This is a genomic window from Paeniglutamicibacter selenitireducens (genome assembly GCF_051550675.1).
In the GTDB taxonomy this organism is placed as follows: Bacteria; Actinomycetota; Actinomycetes; order Actinomycetales; family Micrococcaceae; genus Paeniglutamicibacter.
In genome coordinates, this window is sequence record NZ_JBPULF010000013.1 from 17,867 (window position 1) to 33,207 (window position 15,341).

General features: G+C 68.6%; 16 protein-coding genes. 13 read left to right on the forward strand and 3 right to left on the reverse strand.

What is annotated here, in order from left to right:
* Positions 1 to 160: 160 nt before the first annotated feature.
* The 3 genes from ACSYDW_RS17730 to ACSYDW_RS17740 form a co-directional block, all read right to left on the reverse strand.
* Entirely contained in the window at positions 161 to 472 is a 312-nt protein-coding gene (locus tag ACSYDW_RS17730) for a MoaD/ThiS family protein (RefSeq protein WP_438340059.1), read from the reverse strand.
* Positions 472 to 1,530, reverse strand: a complete 1,059-nt coding sequence (gene moaA, locus ACSYDW_RS17735; RefSeq protein ID WP_438340138.1) for a GTP 3',8-cyclase MoaA — start codon at positions 1,528 to 1,530, stop codon at positions 472 to 474. The genes ACSYDW_RS17730 and moaA overlap by 1 nt, the downstream gene beginning before the upstream one ends.
* Positions 1,531 to 1,621: 91 nt before the next feature.
* Positions 1,622 to 2,797 carry a cation:proton antiporter gene (locus ACSYDW_RS17740; RefSeq protein ID WP_438340060.1) on the reverse strand — a complete coding sequence of 392 codons (1,176 nt, stop codon included), beginning with the start codon at positions 2,795 to 2,797 and terminating at the stop codon, positions 1,622 to 1,624.
* Positions 2,798 to 2,913: 116 nt separating this feature from the next.
* On the opposite strand from ACSYDW_RS17740, the gene ACSYDW_RS17745 reads away from it, so the two are divergent.
* The 13 genes from ACSYDW_RS17745 to ACSYDW_RS17805 all read left to right on the forward strand — a co-directional run bounded on the left by ACSYDW_RS17745 (position 2,914) and on the right by ACSYDW_RS17805 (position 15,281).
* Complete coding sequence (locus ACSYDW_RS17745; protein WP_438340061.1) at positions 2,914 to 4,170, forward strand: molybdopterin molybdotransferase MoeA; 1,257 nt, start codon at positions 2,914 to 2,916, stop codon at positions 4,168 to 4,170.
* Complete coding sequence (moaC, locus tag ACSYDW_RS17750) at positions 4,167 to 4,697, forward strand: cyclic pyranopterin monophosphate synthase MoaC (RefSeq protein WP_438340062.1); 531 nt, start codon at positions 4,167 to 4,169, stop codon at positions 4,695 to 4,697. The genes ACSYDW_RS17745 and moaC overlap by 4 nt, the downstream gene beginning before the upstream one ends.
* Positions 4,694 to 5,194, forward strand: a complete 501-nt coding sequence (locus tag ACSYDW_RS17755) for a MogA/MoaB family molybdenum cofactor biosynthesis protein (protein WP_438340063.1) — start codon at positions 4,694 to 4,696, stop codon at positions 5,192 to 5,194. Before moaC ends, ACSYDW_RS17755 begins: the two co-directional genes overlap by 4 nt.
* Positions 5,184 to 5,630 carry a molybdenum cofactor biosynthesis protein MoaE gene (locus tag ACSYDW_RS17760; protein ID WP_438340064.1) on the forward strand — a complete coding sequence of 149 codons (447 nt, stop codon included), beginning with the start codon at positions 5,184 to 5,186 and terminating at the stop codon, positions 5,628 to 5,630. The genes ACSYDW_RS17755 and ACSYDW_RS17760 overlap by 11 nt, the downstream gene beginning before the upstream one ends.
* Before the next feature lie 32 nt (positions 5,631 to 5,662).
* Positions 5,663 to 6,271 carry a DUF3592 domain-containing protein gene (locus ACSYDW_RS17765; RefSeq protein WP_438340065.1) on the forward strand — a complete coding sequence of 203 codons (609 nt, stop codon included), beginning with the start codon at positions 5,663 to 5,665 and terminating at the stop codon, positions 6,269 to 6,271.
* Positions 6,272 to 6,363: 92 nt separating this feature from the next.
* Positions 6,364 to 7,122 (forward strand): 4-hydroxy-tetrahydrodipicolinate reductase, encoded by a 759-nt coding sequence (dapB, locus tag ACSYDW_RS17770; protein ID WP_438340066.1) that lies wholly within the window; start codon positions 6,364 to 6,366, stop codon positions 7,120 to 7,122.
* A gap of 6 nt (positions 7,123 to 7,128) precedes the next feature.
* Positions 7,129 to 7,578 carry a tetratricopeptide repeat protein gene (locus ACSYDW_RS17775; RefSeq protein WP_438340067.1) on the forward strand — a complete coding sequence of 150 codons (450 nt, stop codon included), beginning with the start codon at positions 7,129 to 7,131 and terminating at the stop codon, positions 7,576 to 7,578.
* A 513-nt stretch (positions 7,579 to 8,091) separates the two neighbouring features.
* Complete coding sequence (locus ACSYDW_RS17780; RefSeq protein ID WP_438340068.1) at positions 8,092 to 9,087, forward strand: ABC transporter permease; 996 nt, start codon at positions 8,092 to 8,094, stop codon at positions 9,085 to 9,087.
* A 66-nt stretch (positions 9,088 to 9,153) separates the two neighbouring features.
* Positions 9,154 to 10,881 carry an ABC transporter substrate-binding protein gene (locus tag ACSYDW_RS17785; protein ID WP_438340069.1) on the forward strand — a complete coding sequence of 576 codons (1,728 nt, stop codon included), beginning with the start codon at positions 9,154 to 9,156 and terminating at the stop codon, positions 10,879 to 10,881.
* Between the two features lie 11 nt (positions 10,882 to 10,892).
* The gene (locus ACSYDW_RS17790; protein ID WP_438340070.1) at positions 10,893 to 11,894 is read left to right on the forward strand and encodes an ABC transporter permease; all 1,002 of its coding nucleotides are present in this window, start codon (positions 10,893 to 10,895) and stop codon (positions 11,892 to 11,894) included.
* Positions 11,895 to 11,896: 2 nt separating this feature from the next.
* A complete protein-coding gene (locus ACSYDW_RS17795; protein WP_438340071.1) occupies positions 11,897 to 12,910 on the forward strand; it encodes an ABC transporter ATP-binding protein in 1,014 nt (337 codons plus the stop codon).
* Positions 12,907 to 13,905 carry an ABC transporter ATP-binding protein gene (locus ACSYDW_RS17800; protein WP_438340072.1) on the forward strand — a complete coding sequence of 333 codons (999 nt, stop codon included), beginning with the start codon at positions 12,907 to 12,909 and terminating at the stop codon, positions 13,903 to 13,905. The genes ACSYDW_RS17795 and ACSYDW_RS17800 overlap by 4 nt, the downstream gene beginning before the upstream one ends.
* 152 nt (positions 13,906 to 14,057) lie before the next feature.
* Positions 14,058 to 15,281: an amidohydrolase family protein gene (locus tag ACSYDW_RS17805; protein ID WP_438340073.1), complete on the forward strand. Its 1,224-nt coding sequence runs from the start codon at positions 14,058 to 14,060 to the stop codon at positions 15,279 to 15,281.
* Positions 15,282 to 15,341 lie beyond the last annotated feature (60 nt).

Genomic DNA, 15,341 nt, shown 5'->3' on the forward strand with positions numbered 1-15,341 from the left:
CAGGGGAAAGGAAGGCTCTCGTTTGTGCCGCCGGAGCCGCGGAACCGCAGGCGCGCGGGAGTGCCTGGACAGCCCAGCGGGAAACAGAAAGGCGCCAGCGAACGGTGTTGTTCGCTGGCGCCTCCGGGGACGGGCGTGGGCCCGTCTGTGGCGTACCGGTCTAGCCCCCGGCGAAGGGGGGAAGCACATCGAGTTCATCGGTCTGCTTCAGGACACTGTCCCGGGCCTGCGTGCTGACACCGTTCACGAGGAAACTGCAGCGGGCGAGCACTGTGCCCAGGGAAGCGGTTCGACGGACCAGCACGTCTCCGGTGGCCGGGGCCGCGAGCGGTTCGCGGGCCGAGAGCGTGTCCAGGACCTGCCCCAGCGTGGCCCCGCCGCCGGCAGTGCCGGCCGACAGCTCGTCAAGGTCGAGGTGTTCCTCGTGGGTGCCGGCAGCCTGTGCGGCTGCCGCGAAATAGCGAATGCGCATTATCCTCCGATGGCGCTCATGGAGCGGTCCGATTGTACAAAGTCCTTGGAGCCCAGCCCGACGTGGTCCATGCCGTGCGCCCTGGGCTTGCCCCACATTGCCGCACGCCAGCGCTCGGCGATGTCGGTGTCGCTGGACCCGTCGCGTAGCAGTGCGCTCAGGTCGGTCTCCTCGCGCGAGAACAGGCAGCTCATGACCTTGCCCTCCGCCGTGATGCGGGTGCGGCGGCAGTCGGCGCAGAACGGTTCGGAAACCGAGGCGATGATGCCCACGGCGCCAAGGACCGTGTGCGGATCGGCGTGGGTGGAGACCAGGAAGCGTTCGGCCGGGGCTCCGTCGCGCGGGCGCGTGTCGGGGCTCAGGATGAAGCGCGCTTCCAGGTAGGCGCGCAGCTGGGCGGCCGTGACCATGTTGTCCTTGCGCCAGGTGTGGTCGGCATCCAGCGGCATCTGCTCGATGAAGCGCAGCTCCAGGCCGCGTTCCAGCGCCCACGCGAGCAGCTCTGGCGCCTGCTCGTCGTTGATGCCGCGCATCAGCACCGCGTTGATCTTCACCGGGGACAGCCCGGCGGCCAGGGCGGCGTCGATGCCCTCGAACACCGAGTCGATGTGGTCGCGGCGGGTGAGCGTCGCGAAGGTTTCGGCGTGCAGGGTGTCCAGCGAGACGTTGATGCGGCTGAGCCCGGCCTCCGCGAGCGCCGCGGCCTTCTTGGCCAGGCCCACCCCGTTGGTGGTCAGCGAGACGGGAAGCTCCGGGAACTCCGTGCGGACGGCGGCGATGATCTGGGCGAGGTCCACGCGGACCAGCGGTTCCCCGCCGGTGAGGCGCAGTTCCCGGATGCCGAGGTCGCGCACGCCGATGCGTACGATCCGGGTGATTTCCTCCAGCGTGAGCAGCTTGGACTTGGGAAGCCAGGCAAGCCCGTCGGCGGGCATGCAGTAGGTGCAGCGCAGGTTGCACTTGTCGATCAGGGAGATGCGCAGGTCGGTGGCCCGGCGGCCGAACGTGTCGCTCAGCCCGGGGGAGTCGGCAGGGGCCGGGGTGAGGATCGTGGGCATCGGGAGGCGCACGGTCGTGGAGCGGGGTTGATCTGTGTGCGTCGCCATATATCGAGGGTAGACCACCGGCCGCCACTTTGTTCGGCGGACGTCACACCGAGAGGCCGCGCTGGCGGTGGGTCAGGGCAAAGAGGGGGAAGAGCAGGACCGAGAGCATGCCGGCGCCGACAAGTGCCGTGGCGATGCCCGAGGGCAGCAGGCCGCTTTCCTGCCCGATGGTCGTCACCGCGACGATGATCGGCAGGCCGGTGGCGCTGAAGAGCACTATCGCCCGCTTGTCGGAGCCCGGGGAGCCCGGCGGGGCGACCATCAGGTTCGGCAGGCCGCGCACCAGCAGGAAGAGCACCAGGAACGCCGGCACCATGGCCAGGGTGAGCGGGTCGGCCAGCAGAGCCTCGAGGTCGAAGGAGACGCCCGTGTGGATGAAGAAGACCGGGACAAGGAAGCCGAAGGCCACGGCGTCGAGCTTGGATTCCACCATTTCGCGGTCGTGCTCCTTGGCGCCCGCGATGAGCACCCGCCACAGGATGCCGGCCGCGAAGGCGCCCAGCAGCATGTCCAGTCCGAAGACGATGCTCAGGGCCACCAGCAGGGCCACGAGCAGCAGCACCAGGCGGACGGCGAACTGGCCGCTGGTGTGCAGCGTCAGGTTCACGAGCCGGTGCAGGCGCAGGTGCTCGCCGCGCGCTGTCAGCCAGATGGCGAGGCCGGCCAGCACGATGAAGCCGACAAGCAACACCGCCGAGGCCCCGAAATCGCGGCCGCTGAGGAACAGGGAGATGGCCAGCAGCGGGCCGAACTCCCCGGCAGTGCCGATCGCCGTGACGGCCAGCCCGAAGGGGGTCTTCAGTTCCTTGGCGTCGCGCAGGATCGGCAGCAGCGTCCCCAGCGCCGTGGAGGACAGGGCGATGCCGATGAAGACGCCCGCCGCAGGGGTGGGCGCCAGCAGCACGCCCAGGGCTATGCCCAGCGCGAGGGAGATGAGCCAGGCAACGCCGGCGCGCTTGACCGGCCGTCCCCGGATGGCGCCGAAGTTGATCTCGTTTCCTGCCATGAAGAAGAGCATGGCCAACCCCAGGTCGGCGAGCACCTTGAAGAACTCGGTGGGTTCCACCCAGCCCAGCAGGCTCGGACCCACCACGATGCCCAGCGCGATCTCGAAGACCACCAACGGCACCTTGGCCACCCGGCCCACGAGGGACGCCAGCGGGGGCACGAAGGCCGCGATCAGCGGAATGAGCACGAGGCCGATCGAGAGGTCGTTCATTGGCGCATCCTTAGAGGTGGAACGGTGGGTCGTCGGCCCAGTGTTTCAGGGTCCCGCCCGCAGCGCCAACCCGCAACCCCGGCAACCGGTGCGGGTGCACGCCTAGGATGGTGTCCATGACCTCACCATTCCGCCGCAGCGTCGCAGGGCACCAGGCCGCCATCCGGGAGCTGGTGGATGCCGCGTTCGCGGACCTCGGCAGCGAAACGGTCCCGCTGCGCGAGGCCCGCGGGCGCATGCTTGCCGCAACGCTGGCAGCTCCGCGCTCGCTGCCGCCGTGGGACAACTCCCAGATGGACGGGTACGCGGTGCACACCGGGGACCTGGGCGGCCCGGCGCTGCGGGTCGTCGAACCCATCGCCGCGGGAGAGGCCGCACCGGCGCTGGACCGGGGGAGTGCCGCGCCCATCATGACCGGTGCACCGCTGCCGGCCGGCGCCAACGCAGTCATCCCCATCGAGGCCGCGGTGCCGGACGGCTTCCCCGACGCGGTACAGCGCCAGGCCGGGTTCACCGTGCAGCTGCCCGCCACGGCCGATCCCGGCGCCTACATCCGGGTGGCCGGAAGCGACATCGCGGCAGGAGACACGGTCCTGGAGGCCGGGACCCGGCTGGGCCCCACCGCCCTGGGCATCCTGGCCGGGCTGGGCATCGGCGAGGTGGCCGTCACCCGGCGCCCCTCGGTGCTGCTGCTCTCCACCGGCGACGAGCTCGTCGCCCCCGGCCGGGAACTCGGCCCCGGGCAGATCCACGACGCCAACACCACCCTGCTGGCCACTGCCCTCGAATCGGCAGGCTGCGCCGTCAGCGCCGTCGGCGTGCTGGATGATTCGCCGGCCTCCTTCACCGCCTCCCTGGGCGCGGTGCTGGGCCCGGGCGGGGGCACCCACCACCTGGTGATCAGCAGCGGCGGCATCTCCCAGGGCGCCTTCGACGTGGTCAAGGAGGTGCTCTCCGGCCACGGCATCGCGTTCGGGTCCGTGGCCATGCAGCCCGGCGGCCCGCAGGGAGCCGGCACGCTGGTGCTGCCCGGATGCGACCCCGTCGCCTTCATCGCCTTCCCCGGCAACCCCGTCAGCGCGTTCGTGAGCCTCGAGGTCTTCCTGCGCCCGGCGCTCGCCGGGCACCTGGGCCTTGCCGAAAGACCGCTGCTCGAGGCGCGGCTGACCGAGGACCTGGCCTCGATGCCCGGTAAGCTACAGGTTCGCCGCGGCACGTTCCGCAACGGGGCCTTCACCCCGCTGGGCGGGGCGTCCTCCCACCTGCTGGCGGCCCTGGCGGCCAGCAACGCATTGATCCTCATCGACGAGGACACCACCGAACTCGCCGCCGGGGCACGAGTGCACACCCTAGTCATTGGAGACGGCTCATGAGCCAGGAGCAACAACCTTCCGCCCTGTCGCACGTGCGCGCCGACGGCAGCGCCCACATGGTCGACGTCAGCGCGAAGGCCGAGACAAGCCGCGAGGCAACGGCCGAGGCCACGCTGCGCACCACCGCCGAGGTGCTCGCGCTGGTCTCCTCCGCCGGCATGCCCAAGGGCGATGCCCTGGCCGTGGCCCGCATCGCCGGGATCATGGGCGCCAAGAAGACCTCCGAGCTGATTCCGCTGTGCCACCCGCTGCCGATCTCCAAGGTGGTCATCGACTTCGAGCTGGACCCGGCCGGCTCCGTGCGGATCCTGGCGACGGTGAAGACCCGCGGCGTCACCGGCGTGGAGATGGAGGCGCTGACCGCCGTGGGCACCGCCGCCCTGGCCCTGTATGACATGATCAAGGCCGTCGACAAGCACGCAAGCATCGAGGGCATGCGGGTGCTTGCGAAGTCCGGAGGCAAGTCCGGATCCTGGAGCATCGCCCCGCACACCCCCGAGAACACCCAAGGAGAACACCGCGCATGAGCGCCTGCGAACCACTGCCCGGCCCGCGCAAGGCCGCCATCCTGATCAGCTCCACCCGCGCGGCGCTGGGCATCTACGAGGACGCCAGTGCCCCGGTGATCGGCGACTGGCTCCAGGAACAGGACTTCGACGTCATGCCGGCGGTCATCGTGCCGGACGGGCCGAGCGTCGGTGCCGCCCTGCAGGGCCTGCTGCTGGCCGGACCGCGCGTCATCATCACCTCCGGCGGCACCGGGCTGAACCCGGATGACACCACCCCTGAGGAAACCGAGCCGCTGCTGAACCGGACGATCCCGGGCATCATGGAGGCGCTGCGCGCTGCAGGCCGGGAGAAGACGCCGCTGGCGGCGCTCAGCCGCGGGCATGCCGGGGTGGCCGGCGAGACGTTCATCGTGAACCTTCCCGGTTCGCCCTCCGGGGTCATGGACGGGTTGACGGTGCTCACCCCGCTGATCGGGCACATCTGCGACCAGATCGAGGGCCGGCATGGACACTAGGGAACCTGCCGCACAGGGCGAGGTCGTCTTTGCCGCGGTCAGCGACACGCCCCTGGCCGTGGATACCGCCTGGGACGCCGTGGAGTCCGCACGCACCGGCGCCGTCGTGACCTTCGGCGGCATCGTGCGCAACCACGACGGCGGCAAGGAGGTCGCCAAGCTCGTCTACAGCGCCCACCCGAGCGCCAACTCACGCATGGCCGAGCTGGTGGCCGAGGTCGCCGGGCGCCACCCCGGCACGCGGCTCTGGGCCGCCCACCGGGTGGGGGAGCTGCAGATCGGCGACGCCGCACTTGTTGCGGCAGCCGCCGCAGCCCACCGCGGCGAGGCCTTCGAGGCCTGCCGCGACCTTGTCGAGACCGTCAAGGCGCACGTGCCGGTGTGGAAGGAACAGTTCTTCGCCGACGGGCACGTCGAGTGGGTCGGCAGCGCCTGAGGCCGGAGCCCCGCCGCGAAGGAACGAAACACATGCGAAAACGACAACACAAGCCCGGCTCCAACGCGCGGTCGAAGAAAGCCGCGGGACCGAAGAGCACGCCGCGGCAGCGCGCGGGGCTGTGGGTGGGGATCGCCGGATATGCCCTGACCCTGGCCGCCGTGACGATGCTCATCGGCGGCGCCGTCTACCTGCCGCCGGTCCTTTCCGCCCAGCGCGCCGAGTCCGACCTGCTCCAAAACGGCGCCCCCGCGACGGGCCTCGTCGTCGAGATCGGGCGTTCGTCCACGCCGCACTCCAGGCCCGGCGGCGGCAGCACAACCTACTACCCGGTGACGGTGCAAGGGACCGACGGCGTGGAGCGGACCACCCGGTGGCCGAGCTACGCGACAAGGGATTCCGGCCTCTGGGTCGAGGGTGCCCGGCTGCCGCTGCTCTACGACCCCCTGGATCCGGAACGCGCGGTCATCGCCTCGGACGCCGCCTCGCAGCTCATCGACGGGCGGGTGCGCTTGTACCAGGGCGCGATGCTCGCCGGCATCCCGACGGCTGCAGCCGCCGCGGGGCTGCTCATCTGGGGCGGGCGCCTCAACCCGAGGCGCGGCGGGAAACCGAAGCGCTCCAAGAGCCTTCCCCGGTAGCGCGGGCGGGAAGAACTGGGAACGGCCGGTCCTGCCCGGTGCCGGGGTCATCGAATCGGTGGCGGGCCCCGGTTCCCGATAAGCTGGAGACCATGAGTGCACCGCTAAGAGTCGCCGTCATCGGCGCGTCAGGACGAATGGGAGCCGAGGCCGTCAAGGCCGTGGACTCCGCCACCGACATGGAACTCGTTGCGGCCCTGGGCCGCGGCGACGAGCTCCGGGCCATCCTTGATGCCGGCGCCACGCACGTGGTGGACCTGAGCGTGCCGGCGAGCACCGAGGGGAACGTCCGCTTCGCCGTCGAGCACGGGTTGCACGCCGTGGTCGGCACCACCGGTTGGGACGACGCCAAGCGGGCCTCCCTGGGGGAACTGCTGGCCGCGAACCCGGGAACCGGCGTGCTCATTGCCCCGAACTTCGCCCTCGGATCCGTGCTGGCCAGCGCCTTCGCCGCCACCGCCGCGCGCTACTTCGAATCGGTGGAGATCATCGAGCTGCACCACCCCAACAAGGTCGACGCCCCCTCGGGAACCGCGGTGCGCACCGCCGAACTCATCGCCGCCGAGCGCGCGGCCGCCGGCGTCCCGGTGAGCCCCGACGCCACCGAAACCCAGCTCGAGGGCGCCCGCGGCGCCGTCGTCGACGGCATCCACGTGCACTCGGTGCGCCTGCGCGGGCTTGTCGCGCACCAGGAAGTGCTCCTGGGCGGGGAAGGCGAGCAGCTGACGCTGCGCCACGACTCCTACGACCGCGCCTCCTTCATGCCCGGCGTCCTGCTGGGCCTGCGCACCGTGGCCTCGCGCCCGGGGCTGACCTACGGCCTTGACGGCTACCTCGAGTTGGGACGCTAGACACCGATGAAAACCAAGATCTGGGTCGGCGCCATCCTGCTGCTCTTCGTGTTCTACCTGGTGGCCGCGTTCGGCTCGGCCGTCCGCTTCATCACCGCCGCCGAACCCATCGCCAAGGTGATTGGCGTTGCGGCATTGGTGGTGCCGATGGTGGGCGTGTGGATCCTGATCCGCGAGGTGCTCTTCGGTGCGCGCACGCAGACCATGGCCGGCATCCTCGAATCGGAGGGGCTGCTGCCGGAGGACAACCTGCCGCGCACCCCGTCCGGGCGCATCGTCAAGGCCGCCGCGGACGAGGACTTCGTGCAGTACAAGGAAGAGGTTGAGGCCAACCCGGACTCCTGGAAGTCGTGGCACCGCCTCGCGCTGGCCTACGACGCCTCGGGGGACCGCCGCCGCGCCCGCGAATCCATGCGTACCGCCATCCGCCTGTACCTGGCCAGCACCAAGAAGTAACAGCACCCCCAGAGGGTGTGCCACCTGTGGCCCCGGTTCCGTCTTCGACGAAACCGGGGCCACAGTCGTTTTCCGGCCACAGTCGTTTTCCGGCCACAGTCGTTTTCCGGCCACGCGGCGGTCCCAACGCCGGACAGGTCACCGTCCGAGGGTTTCGGGACATCCGGTGCCCGGACAACACCGCGTGCCACGGGGATGAGTCCATTTGTGCTTTGCTACCCCGATGCTTGCGCATGTTCGGAAACGCCGCTTTCGACGTGAAGGGAGACGGCTCCCGGGGGCGGGGGCGGTCTCAGGGGACGGGAGCGGCTCCGGCGGTTTGGGCAGCAACCTACGGGCTTGAGTGGGTTTCTGGTATCCAATAAATTGCCCGATATTTCCTATCGTTGCACTGGATTCCTCGCAAACTCATGCCTTGTGTAGCCATGTGGATCATTTGGTATTCCATATGACCCCACTTTGGTATACAGTTTTTCGTGTTGCATGGATCACTTTCTCGAAGGGCTAGTCGTCATGACCAACACTGTTTCGAAGGCCCGCAAGTCGGCCACAAAGCCGGTGGCAACCGGGCGCTCACTGCTGGCCACGGCGTGGTTACGCATCCGCAAGAACCGCGTTGCCATGGTCAGCCTGGTCGTCGTGATCCTGATGGTCTTGTTCGCCATCCTCGCCCCGGTGCTGGTGGCGATCTCGGGCCAGGACCCCAACACGACCAACACATCGCCAGAGGTGCTGGACGACTTCTACACCCCGGGCCTGCCGCACCCGTACTACATGTACCCCAGCGCCGAGCACTGGCTCGGGGTCGAACCGGGCCTGGGGCGCGACCTGTTCGCCCGCCTTGCCTACGGGGCCCGGGTATCGCTGAGCATTGCACTGCTTTCCACCCTGGTATCGGTGGTGCTGGGCACGATCCTGGGGGCCGCCGCCGGGTACTTCGGCGGCAAGGTCGACATGGTCATCAGCCGCGTCATGGATCTGTTCCTGGCCTTCCCGCACCTGCTGCTGGTGCTCTCGATCGCACCCATCCTCCAATCCCGGTTGGCCGGTTCGGAGCTCGCCAGCGGATCCTTCGTCCCCATCGCGTCACTGGTCATCGTCCTGGGCTTCTTCGGCTGGGCCTACCTGGCGCGCGTGGTCCGAGGGCAGGTGCTCATGGTCCGCGAACAGGAATTCATGGACGCCGCAAAGTCCTTCGGCACCTCGCACCGGTCGATGATCCTCAAGCAGGTCATTCCCAACGTCTCGGGGGTCGTCCTGGTGTACGCCACGATGATGATCCCCACCAACATCACGGCCGAGGCGGCCCTCTCATTCCTGGGCGTGGGCGTCAAGGACCCGACGCCCTCGTGGGGCCAGATGCTCAACGCCGCACAGGCCGGCAACTGGTACCTGAGCGATCCGTGGTTCCTCGCGGTACCGAGCATCGCACTGATCATCACGGTCCTGGCCTTCAACCTGCTGGGCGATGCACTGCGCGACGCGCTGGATCCCAAGTCCTCGCGCTAACCGCCACCCAACTTTCCACATTCAATTCGCTTCATTTCATTTCGCATCATTTCCATAGGAGGATCCATGAAAAAGCACTCAGTCATGATGCTGTCGTTCACGGCGGCGATGGCGCTCGGGTTGACCGCTTGCGCCGGGGGCGCCAGCGGCGCCAAAGGTCCGCAGGGAGGAACCGACCCGTCGGCCGACCGGTACGCGCCGGTGGTCGTGCACTCCGGTTTCGCCAAGAAGGGCGGCAACGTCAACGTCCTGATGTCCGCAGACTTCGCGACCCTGGACCCGGGAAACTCAAACTACGTGCAGACAGCCAACGTCGGCCAGCTTTACTACCGGACCCTGACCATGGCCAAGGAAACGGCGGGCCAGCCGCCGGAGATCGTCCCGGACCTGGCCACCGACACCGGAACGGTCTCGGATGACGGATTGACCTGGACCTACACCCTGCGCGACGGGCTGAAGTTCGAGGACGGGACCCCGATCACGTCCAAGGACGTCAAGTACGGCGTCGAACGCACCTATGCCCGCGACGTCTACACCCAGGCGCCCCAGGAACTGAACTCGGCGCTTGTCGACGACGGGTACAAGGGCCCGTACTCCGGCGGGGACCTCAAGGCCATCGAAACCCCGGACGACAAGACCGTGGTGTTCCACCTCAAGCAGGCGTTCGCGGAATTCCCGGCCCTGGTGTCGCGCTCCAACACCGCCCCGGTGCCCGAGGCGAAGGACACCAAGCAGGACTACACCAACCACCCCGTGTCCTCGGGCCCGTACAAGGTCAAGAGCTACGAGCGCGGCCGTGAAATGGTCCTGGAACGCAACGAGAACTGGGACCCCGCCACCGACCCGAACCGCCCGGCACTTCCGGACACCTACACCTTCAGCCTGTCGACCTCGCAGTCGACCATCTCCCAGAAGCTGATCGCCGACGCCGATGCGAACGCCATCACCCTGGACAGCAACGGCGCCCTGCAGGTCTCCGACGCGGCAAGCCTCAACGACCCCAAGATCAAGGAACGCACCGCCAGCGGCTTCCTGGGCTGCATCGACGTCCTGGACCTGAACACCGAGACCATCACCGACCCCGACGTGCGCAAGGCCATCGCCCTGGCCATGGACCGGGAATCGATCCAGGTGCAGTACGGCGGGGCGCGCTTCGGGCAGCTGGTGACCACCCAGCTGACCGAAAAGATGGCCGGTGTCACCGAACAGCTCACCGACCTCGACCCTGCGGGCAAGCCCAAGGTCGAGGAAGCCAAGAAGCTGCTTGAGGGCAAGGACTACCCGAAGAAGCTCGTCTACGGATACTCCAACGCCACCGAGCGCTACAAAAACGTCGGCACGGTGCTGCAGCAGAACCTCAAGGAAATCGGCATCGACCTCGAGCTGCGGCCGATCCCCGCCGCGAACTACTACTCGACGCTGGCCGGCGAGGGCATGACGGACATCGCACGCTCCGGCTGGTGCGGCGGCGCCGATTCCTCGTCGGTGCGCATGACCGTCGACCCGAACCTGGGCCCGTCACTGGATGGCAAGACCTACGGGTTCAGCAACATCCCGCGCTTCTACGACGAGACGCTCTCCAAGAAGATGTACGAACTGCGTTCGGCCACCGGCACCGCAGAGGAACTGGGCGCGAAGTGGTCCGACCTGTACAACGAGGTCATGGCCACCTACCCGCTGGTTCCGACAATGCACAGCTACACCAACTCCGTAGTCGGGTCCAATATCCGAAATGCCCAGGTGGGCTACTTCTTCGGCGCCATTGACCTGAATTCGGTCGGCGTCGCAGAGTAAGGCAGCAGATCATGGTCGGTTTCCTCTTCCGCAGATTAGGCGCGATGCTCATCCTGCTTCTCGTCGTCAGCTTCATCACCTTCACGCTGTTCCAGTTCGGCCCCGCGGACCCCGCTGCCGCCTCGTGCGGCCAGGAATGCACGCCGGACCGCGTTGAACAGGCGCGACTGGCACTCGGCCTGGACAAGCCCTTCATGGCCCAGTACCTGGCCTTCCTCTCCGGCCTCGTCGGACCGCGCATGCTCGGGGCCCCGGGCGCCGAGCAGCTGTGCGCCTGGCCCTGCCTCGGAAAGAGCTTCCAGACCAACGAGAACGTCACGGACATGGTGGCAAACGCCCTGCCGTACACGTTGTCGCTGGCCGTGGGCGCCGTGCTGCTGTGGACGATTTCGGGTGTGGGCCTGGGGTTGTACGCAGCACTGCGGAAGGGGAAACTTGCCGACCGCATGATCGTCGGCGCCTCGTCGATCGGCGTATCGCTGCCGATCCCCGTCACCGGCCTCGTGCTGCTGCTGGTCTTCGTCGGCACCCTGGGGTGGTTCCCGTTCACGACCAACCAGATTCGCTCCCCGTTCGGGGACGCCGGATTCGGCGGCTGGGTCGCAAACTACTTCCTGGCCTGGGTCGCCCTGGCTGTGCTTTTCTCGGCGCAGTACGTGCGCATCACCCGCAGCAACATGATCGAGACCTTCTCCGAGGACTTCATGCGCACGGCCCGGGCCAAGGGGCTGCCGCGCCGGAGCATCGTGTTCAAGCACGGCGTGCGGGCCGGCATCACACCGATCGTCACGATGCTGGGCCTGGACCTCGGGGCGCTGCTCGGCGGCGCGGTCCTCACGGAGCAGATCTTCTCCGTGCCCGGTTTGGGGTTCACGGCGGTGCGTGCGGCCACCAGCGGCGACCTGCCGGTGACCATGGCCATCACCATGCTTGCCGCGTTCTTCATCATTCTTTTCAACGTGATCGTGGACGTTTCCTATGCGTTCATCGACCCGAGAGTCAAGGTGGGCTGACCATGGAACCAATGCTGAGCGTCAAGAACCTGAGCGTTAAATTCCCGACAGACGACGGAATGGTCGCGGCCCTGAACGGCATGGACCTGACCCTGCACCGCGGGGAGACCGTGGGCCTTGTCGGGGAGTCCGGTTCCGGGAAATCCGTGACAAGCCAGGCCATCATGGGCCTGTTCAAGGAAACCCGTGCGCAGGTCGAGGGCGAGATCACCTTCGAGGGCACCGACCTGCTGGCCCTGGGCGAGGACGCCATGCGGGGCTACCGGGGCAAGAAGATCGGCATGATCTTCCAGGACCCGCTTTCGGCAATGCACCCCTTTTACACCGTTGGGTCGCAGATCGCCGAGGCCTACCGGGTGCACCACAAGGTCTCGAAGAAGGCGGCCCGCGCGGTGGCCATCGACATGCTGGGCCGGGTCGGCATCCCCGACCCCAAGCGGCGGGTGGACAGCTACCCGCACGAGTTCTCCGGCGGCATGCGCCAGCGCGCGATGATCGCCATGGCGCTGGTCTGCGAGCCGGAACTGCTGATCGCCGACGAACCCACCACGGCGCTGGACGTCACGGTCCAGGCCCAGATCCTCGACCTGATCGCCGAGCTGCAGGCGGAAACGAACTCCGCCGTCATCTTCGTGACCCACGACCTCGGCGTGGTGGCACAGCTGTGCCAGCGCGTGGTGGTCATGTACGGCGGCCAGTGCGTCGAACAGGCCACGGTCCGCCAGATCTTCACCAACCCCTCCCACCCCTACACCCGCGGGCTGATGGCCTCGATGCCGCACCCCTCCGGCGAAGGGGACAGGCTCACGCCGATCCCCGGGTCCCCGCCCGCGCTGCTCGCCCTGCCGCAGGGCTGCATCTTCGCGGACCGCTGCGAATTCGCCCGGCTGGTCCCCGACAGCCTGTGCACCACCAAGCGGCCGGGGCTCCTGGTCGAGGGCGGGCACGCCGTCCGGTGCCATGCCCACGAGCTGGACCTGCTCGGCCAATCCATCCTGATCGGAGCCGGATCATGAACACCCCACTGCTCGAGGTCACCGAGCTGACCAAGCACTTCCCGACCAAGGGATCGTTGGGCCGGACCACCGGGGCGGTCAAGGCGGTGGACGGCGTGAGCTTCACGCTCGAACGCGGAACCACGCTGGGGCTCGTCGGGGAGTCCGGCTGCGGGAAGTCGACAACGGGCAAGGTCCTGATGCGCCTGCTGGATCCCACCAGCGGCAGCATCAAGCTGGACGGCGAGGAGGTGACGGGCCTGCGCGGCAAGCAGCTCGACGGGTTCCGCCGGCGCGTGCAGATGGTCTTCCAGAACCCCGCCTCCTCCCTGAACCCGCGACAGTCGATCGGCGCGACCATCGCGGCCCCGCTGGTCGAGCAGCGCATCAAGGTCCCCGGTGGCACCAAGGCCAAGGTCGCGGACCTGATGGACCGCGTGGGGCTGCGCCCGGAGCACGCCAACCGCTTCCCCCACGAGTTCTCCGGCGGCCAGCGCCAGCGCATCGGCATCGCCCGCGCGCTGGCCCTGGACCCCGACGTCGTGATCTGCGACGAGCCGGTCTCCGCCCTGGACGTCTCCGTCCAGGCGCAGGTGGTGAACCTGCTCAAGGACATCCAGCGGGACACCGGCGTCGCCTACATCTTCATCGCCCACGACCTGGCGGTCGTCAAGCACATGGCCGACGAGGTCGCGGTGATGTACCTGGGCAAGATGATGGAAAAGGCGCCCAAGGCGCAGATGTTCTCCGACCCCCGCCACCCCTACACCCGCGCACTGCTCTCGGCCGTGCCCAGCGTGGACCTCGACGCCGCACTGACCGAGCGCATCCGGCTGGGCGGGGACCTGCCCTCGCCGAGCAACCCGCCCTCGGGCTGCGTCTTCCGCACCCGCTGCCCGGCATACCAGCTGCTGGGGGAAACAGGCCGGGCCCGCTGCGCCGGCGAGGTCCCCACCGGCGCGCTGGCCTGCCACTTCCCGCAGGCACCGATGGCGATGGCCGTCGCCGCGGGGTAGTCCCACCCCGACGCAAGACACCGTCCAGGGGCGGGGCACGCCCCAGGACACCGCACCCCTTGGGACAATGAAGCCCTGAACCGCTGCACACGCGGATAGGCAACCCGCCCGGAACACCACAAGACTTGAACCACCCCGGAAGGAACAACCACATGCTGATCAGCAACGCCCGCCCCTGGGCCGGAAACCCCAGCGACGTCCTCGTCGAGGACGGGAAGATCGCCGCGATCACCCCGCACGACCCGACCCGCGTCCCCGAAGCCGACGATGTCCAGGGACGCGGCAGGATCCTCATCCCGTCCTTCTCCGACGTGCACGTGCACCTGGACTCCACCCGCATCGGCCTGCCCTTCCGCCAGCACACCGGCCGACCCGGGGTGTGGGGCATGATGAGCAACGACCGCGAACACTGGCGCGACGCGGAGATCGGGCTGGGGGAACGCGTGGCCGGGACGCTGGAGCGGATGATCGCCCGCGGCACCACGCGCGTGCGTTCCTTCGCCCAGGTGGACGTGGACTGCAAGCTGGAGAAGTACGAGGCGGTGGTGGCCGCGAAGGAAAAGTTCGCTGATGCGGCGGAGGTGCAGGTCATGGTCTTCCCGCAGGCCGGCATCCTGCTGGAGCCCGGCACGGAGAAGTACCTCGAGGACGCCCTGCGGGCCGGCGCGGACGTGATGGGCGGCATCGACCCCTGCGAGCTGGACCGGGACCCGGTGCGCCACCTGGACGTGGTGTTCGGGCTGGCGGAGAAGTACCAGGTGGACATCGACATCCACCTGCACGAGCACGGCACCCAGGGCGTCTTCTCCGCCGACCTGATCGCCGAACGCACCCGCGCCCTGGGCATGCAGGGACGGGTCAACCTCTCGCACGCCTACGAACTCGGCAGCGTCAACCCGGCCACCAGCCGCCGGCTGATCGACACGTTCGCGGAACTGGACATCTCGCTGACCTCGGTGGCCCCCAGCACCTCGAACCACCTGCCGATGGTTGACCTCGTCGAGGCCGGCGTGCGCTTCGGCCTGGGGGAGGACGGGCAGCGCGACTACTGGGGCCCGTACGGAAACTGCGACCTGCTGGAGAGGACCTGGCAGCTGGCCTTCGTCAACGGATTCCGCAAGGACGAGCTGATCGAACACTCCCTGGCCGTGGCGACCATGGGCGGGGCCTCCATCATGGACCGCGGCGTGCCGCGCCTGGCCTCCGTGGCCGACAAGCCCGGCGTGGCCGTGGGCGACCGCGCGGACCTGGTGCTGGTGGACGGGGAAACCATCGCCTCCACCGTCATGGACCGCGGCACCGACCGCACCGTCATCCACGACGGGCGCGTCGTCGCCGACGGGCTCAAGGTCCTCGCGCTCGCCGAGGCCTACTAGCCGGCCGCCGCACCAGCGGCACGCCGGGCGGGGTCCCGCAGCGGGACCCCGCCACGCAGC

Bases quoted from the DNA above. Each gene is read 5' to 3' on its own strand.
- ACSYDW_RS17730 (WP_438340059.1), bottom strand. From the start codon at position 472: ATGCGCATTCGCTATTTCGCGGCAGCCGCACAGGCTGCCGGCACCCAC.
- moaA (WP_438340138.1), bottom strand. From the start codon at position 1,530: ATGCCCACGATCCTCACCCCGGCCCCTGCCGACTCCCCCGGGCTGAGC.
- ACSYDW_RS17740 (WP_438340060.1), bottom strand. From the start codon at position 2,797: ATGAACGACCTCTCGATCGGCCTCGTGCTCATTCCGCTGATCGCGGCC.
- ACSYDW_RS17745 (WP_438340061.1), top strand. From the start codon at position 2,914: ATGACCTCACCATTCCGCCGCAGCGTCGCAGGGCACCAGGCCGCCATC.
- moaC (WP_438340062.1), top strand. From the start codon at position 4,167: ATGAGCCAGGAGCAACAACCTTCCGCCCTGTCGCACGTGCGCGCCGAC.
- ACSYDW_RS17755 (WP_438340063.1), top strand. From the start codon at position 4,694: ATGAGCGCCTGCGAACCACTGCCCGGCCCGCGCAAGGCCGCCATCCTG.
- ACSYDW_RS17760 (WP_438340064.1), top strand. From the start codon at position 5,184: ATGGACACTAGGGAACCTGCCGCACAGGGCGAGGTCGTCTTTGCCGCG.
- ACSYDW_RS17765 (WP_438340065.1), top strand. From the start codon at position 5,663: ATGCGAAAACGACAACACAAGCCCGGCTCCAACGCGCGGTCGAAGAAA.
- dapB (WP_438340066.1), top strand. From the start codon at position 6,364: ATGAGTGCACCGCTAAGAGTCGCCGTCATCGGCGCGTCAGGACGAATG.
- ACSYDW_RS17775 (WP_438340067.1), top strand. From the start codon at position 7,129: ATGAAAACCAAGATCTGGGTCGGCGCCATCCTGCTGCTCTTCGTGTTC.
- ACSYDW_RS17780 (WP_438340068.1), top strand. From the start codon at position 8,092: ATGACCAACACTGTTTCGAAGGCCCGCAAGTCGGCCACAAAGCCGGTG.
- ACSYDW_RS17785 (WP_438340069.1), top strand. From the start codon at position 9,154: ATGAAAAAGCACTCAGTCATGATGCTGTCGTTCACGGCGGCGATGGCG.
- ACSYDW_RS17790 (WP_438340070.1), top strand. From the start codon at position 10,893: ATGGTCGGTTTCCTCTTCCGCAGATTAGGCGCGATGCTCATCCTGCTT.
- ACSYDW_RS17795 (WP_438340071.1), top strand. From the start codon at position 11,897: ATGGAACCAATGCTGAGCGTCAAGAACCTGAGCGTTAAATTCCCGACA.
- ACSYDW_RS17800 (WP_438340072.1), top strand. From the start codon at position 12,907: ATGAACACCCCACTGCTCGAGGTCACCGAGCTGACCAAGCACTTCCCG.
- ACSYDW_RS17805 (WP_438340073.1), top strand. From the start codon at position 14,058: ATGCTGATCAGCAACGCCCGCCCCTGGGCCGGAAACCCCAGCGACGTC.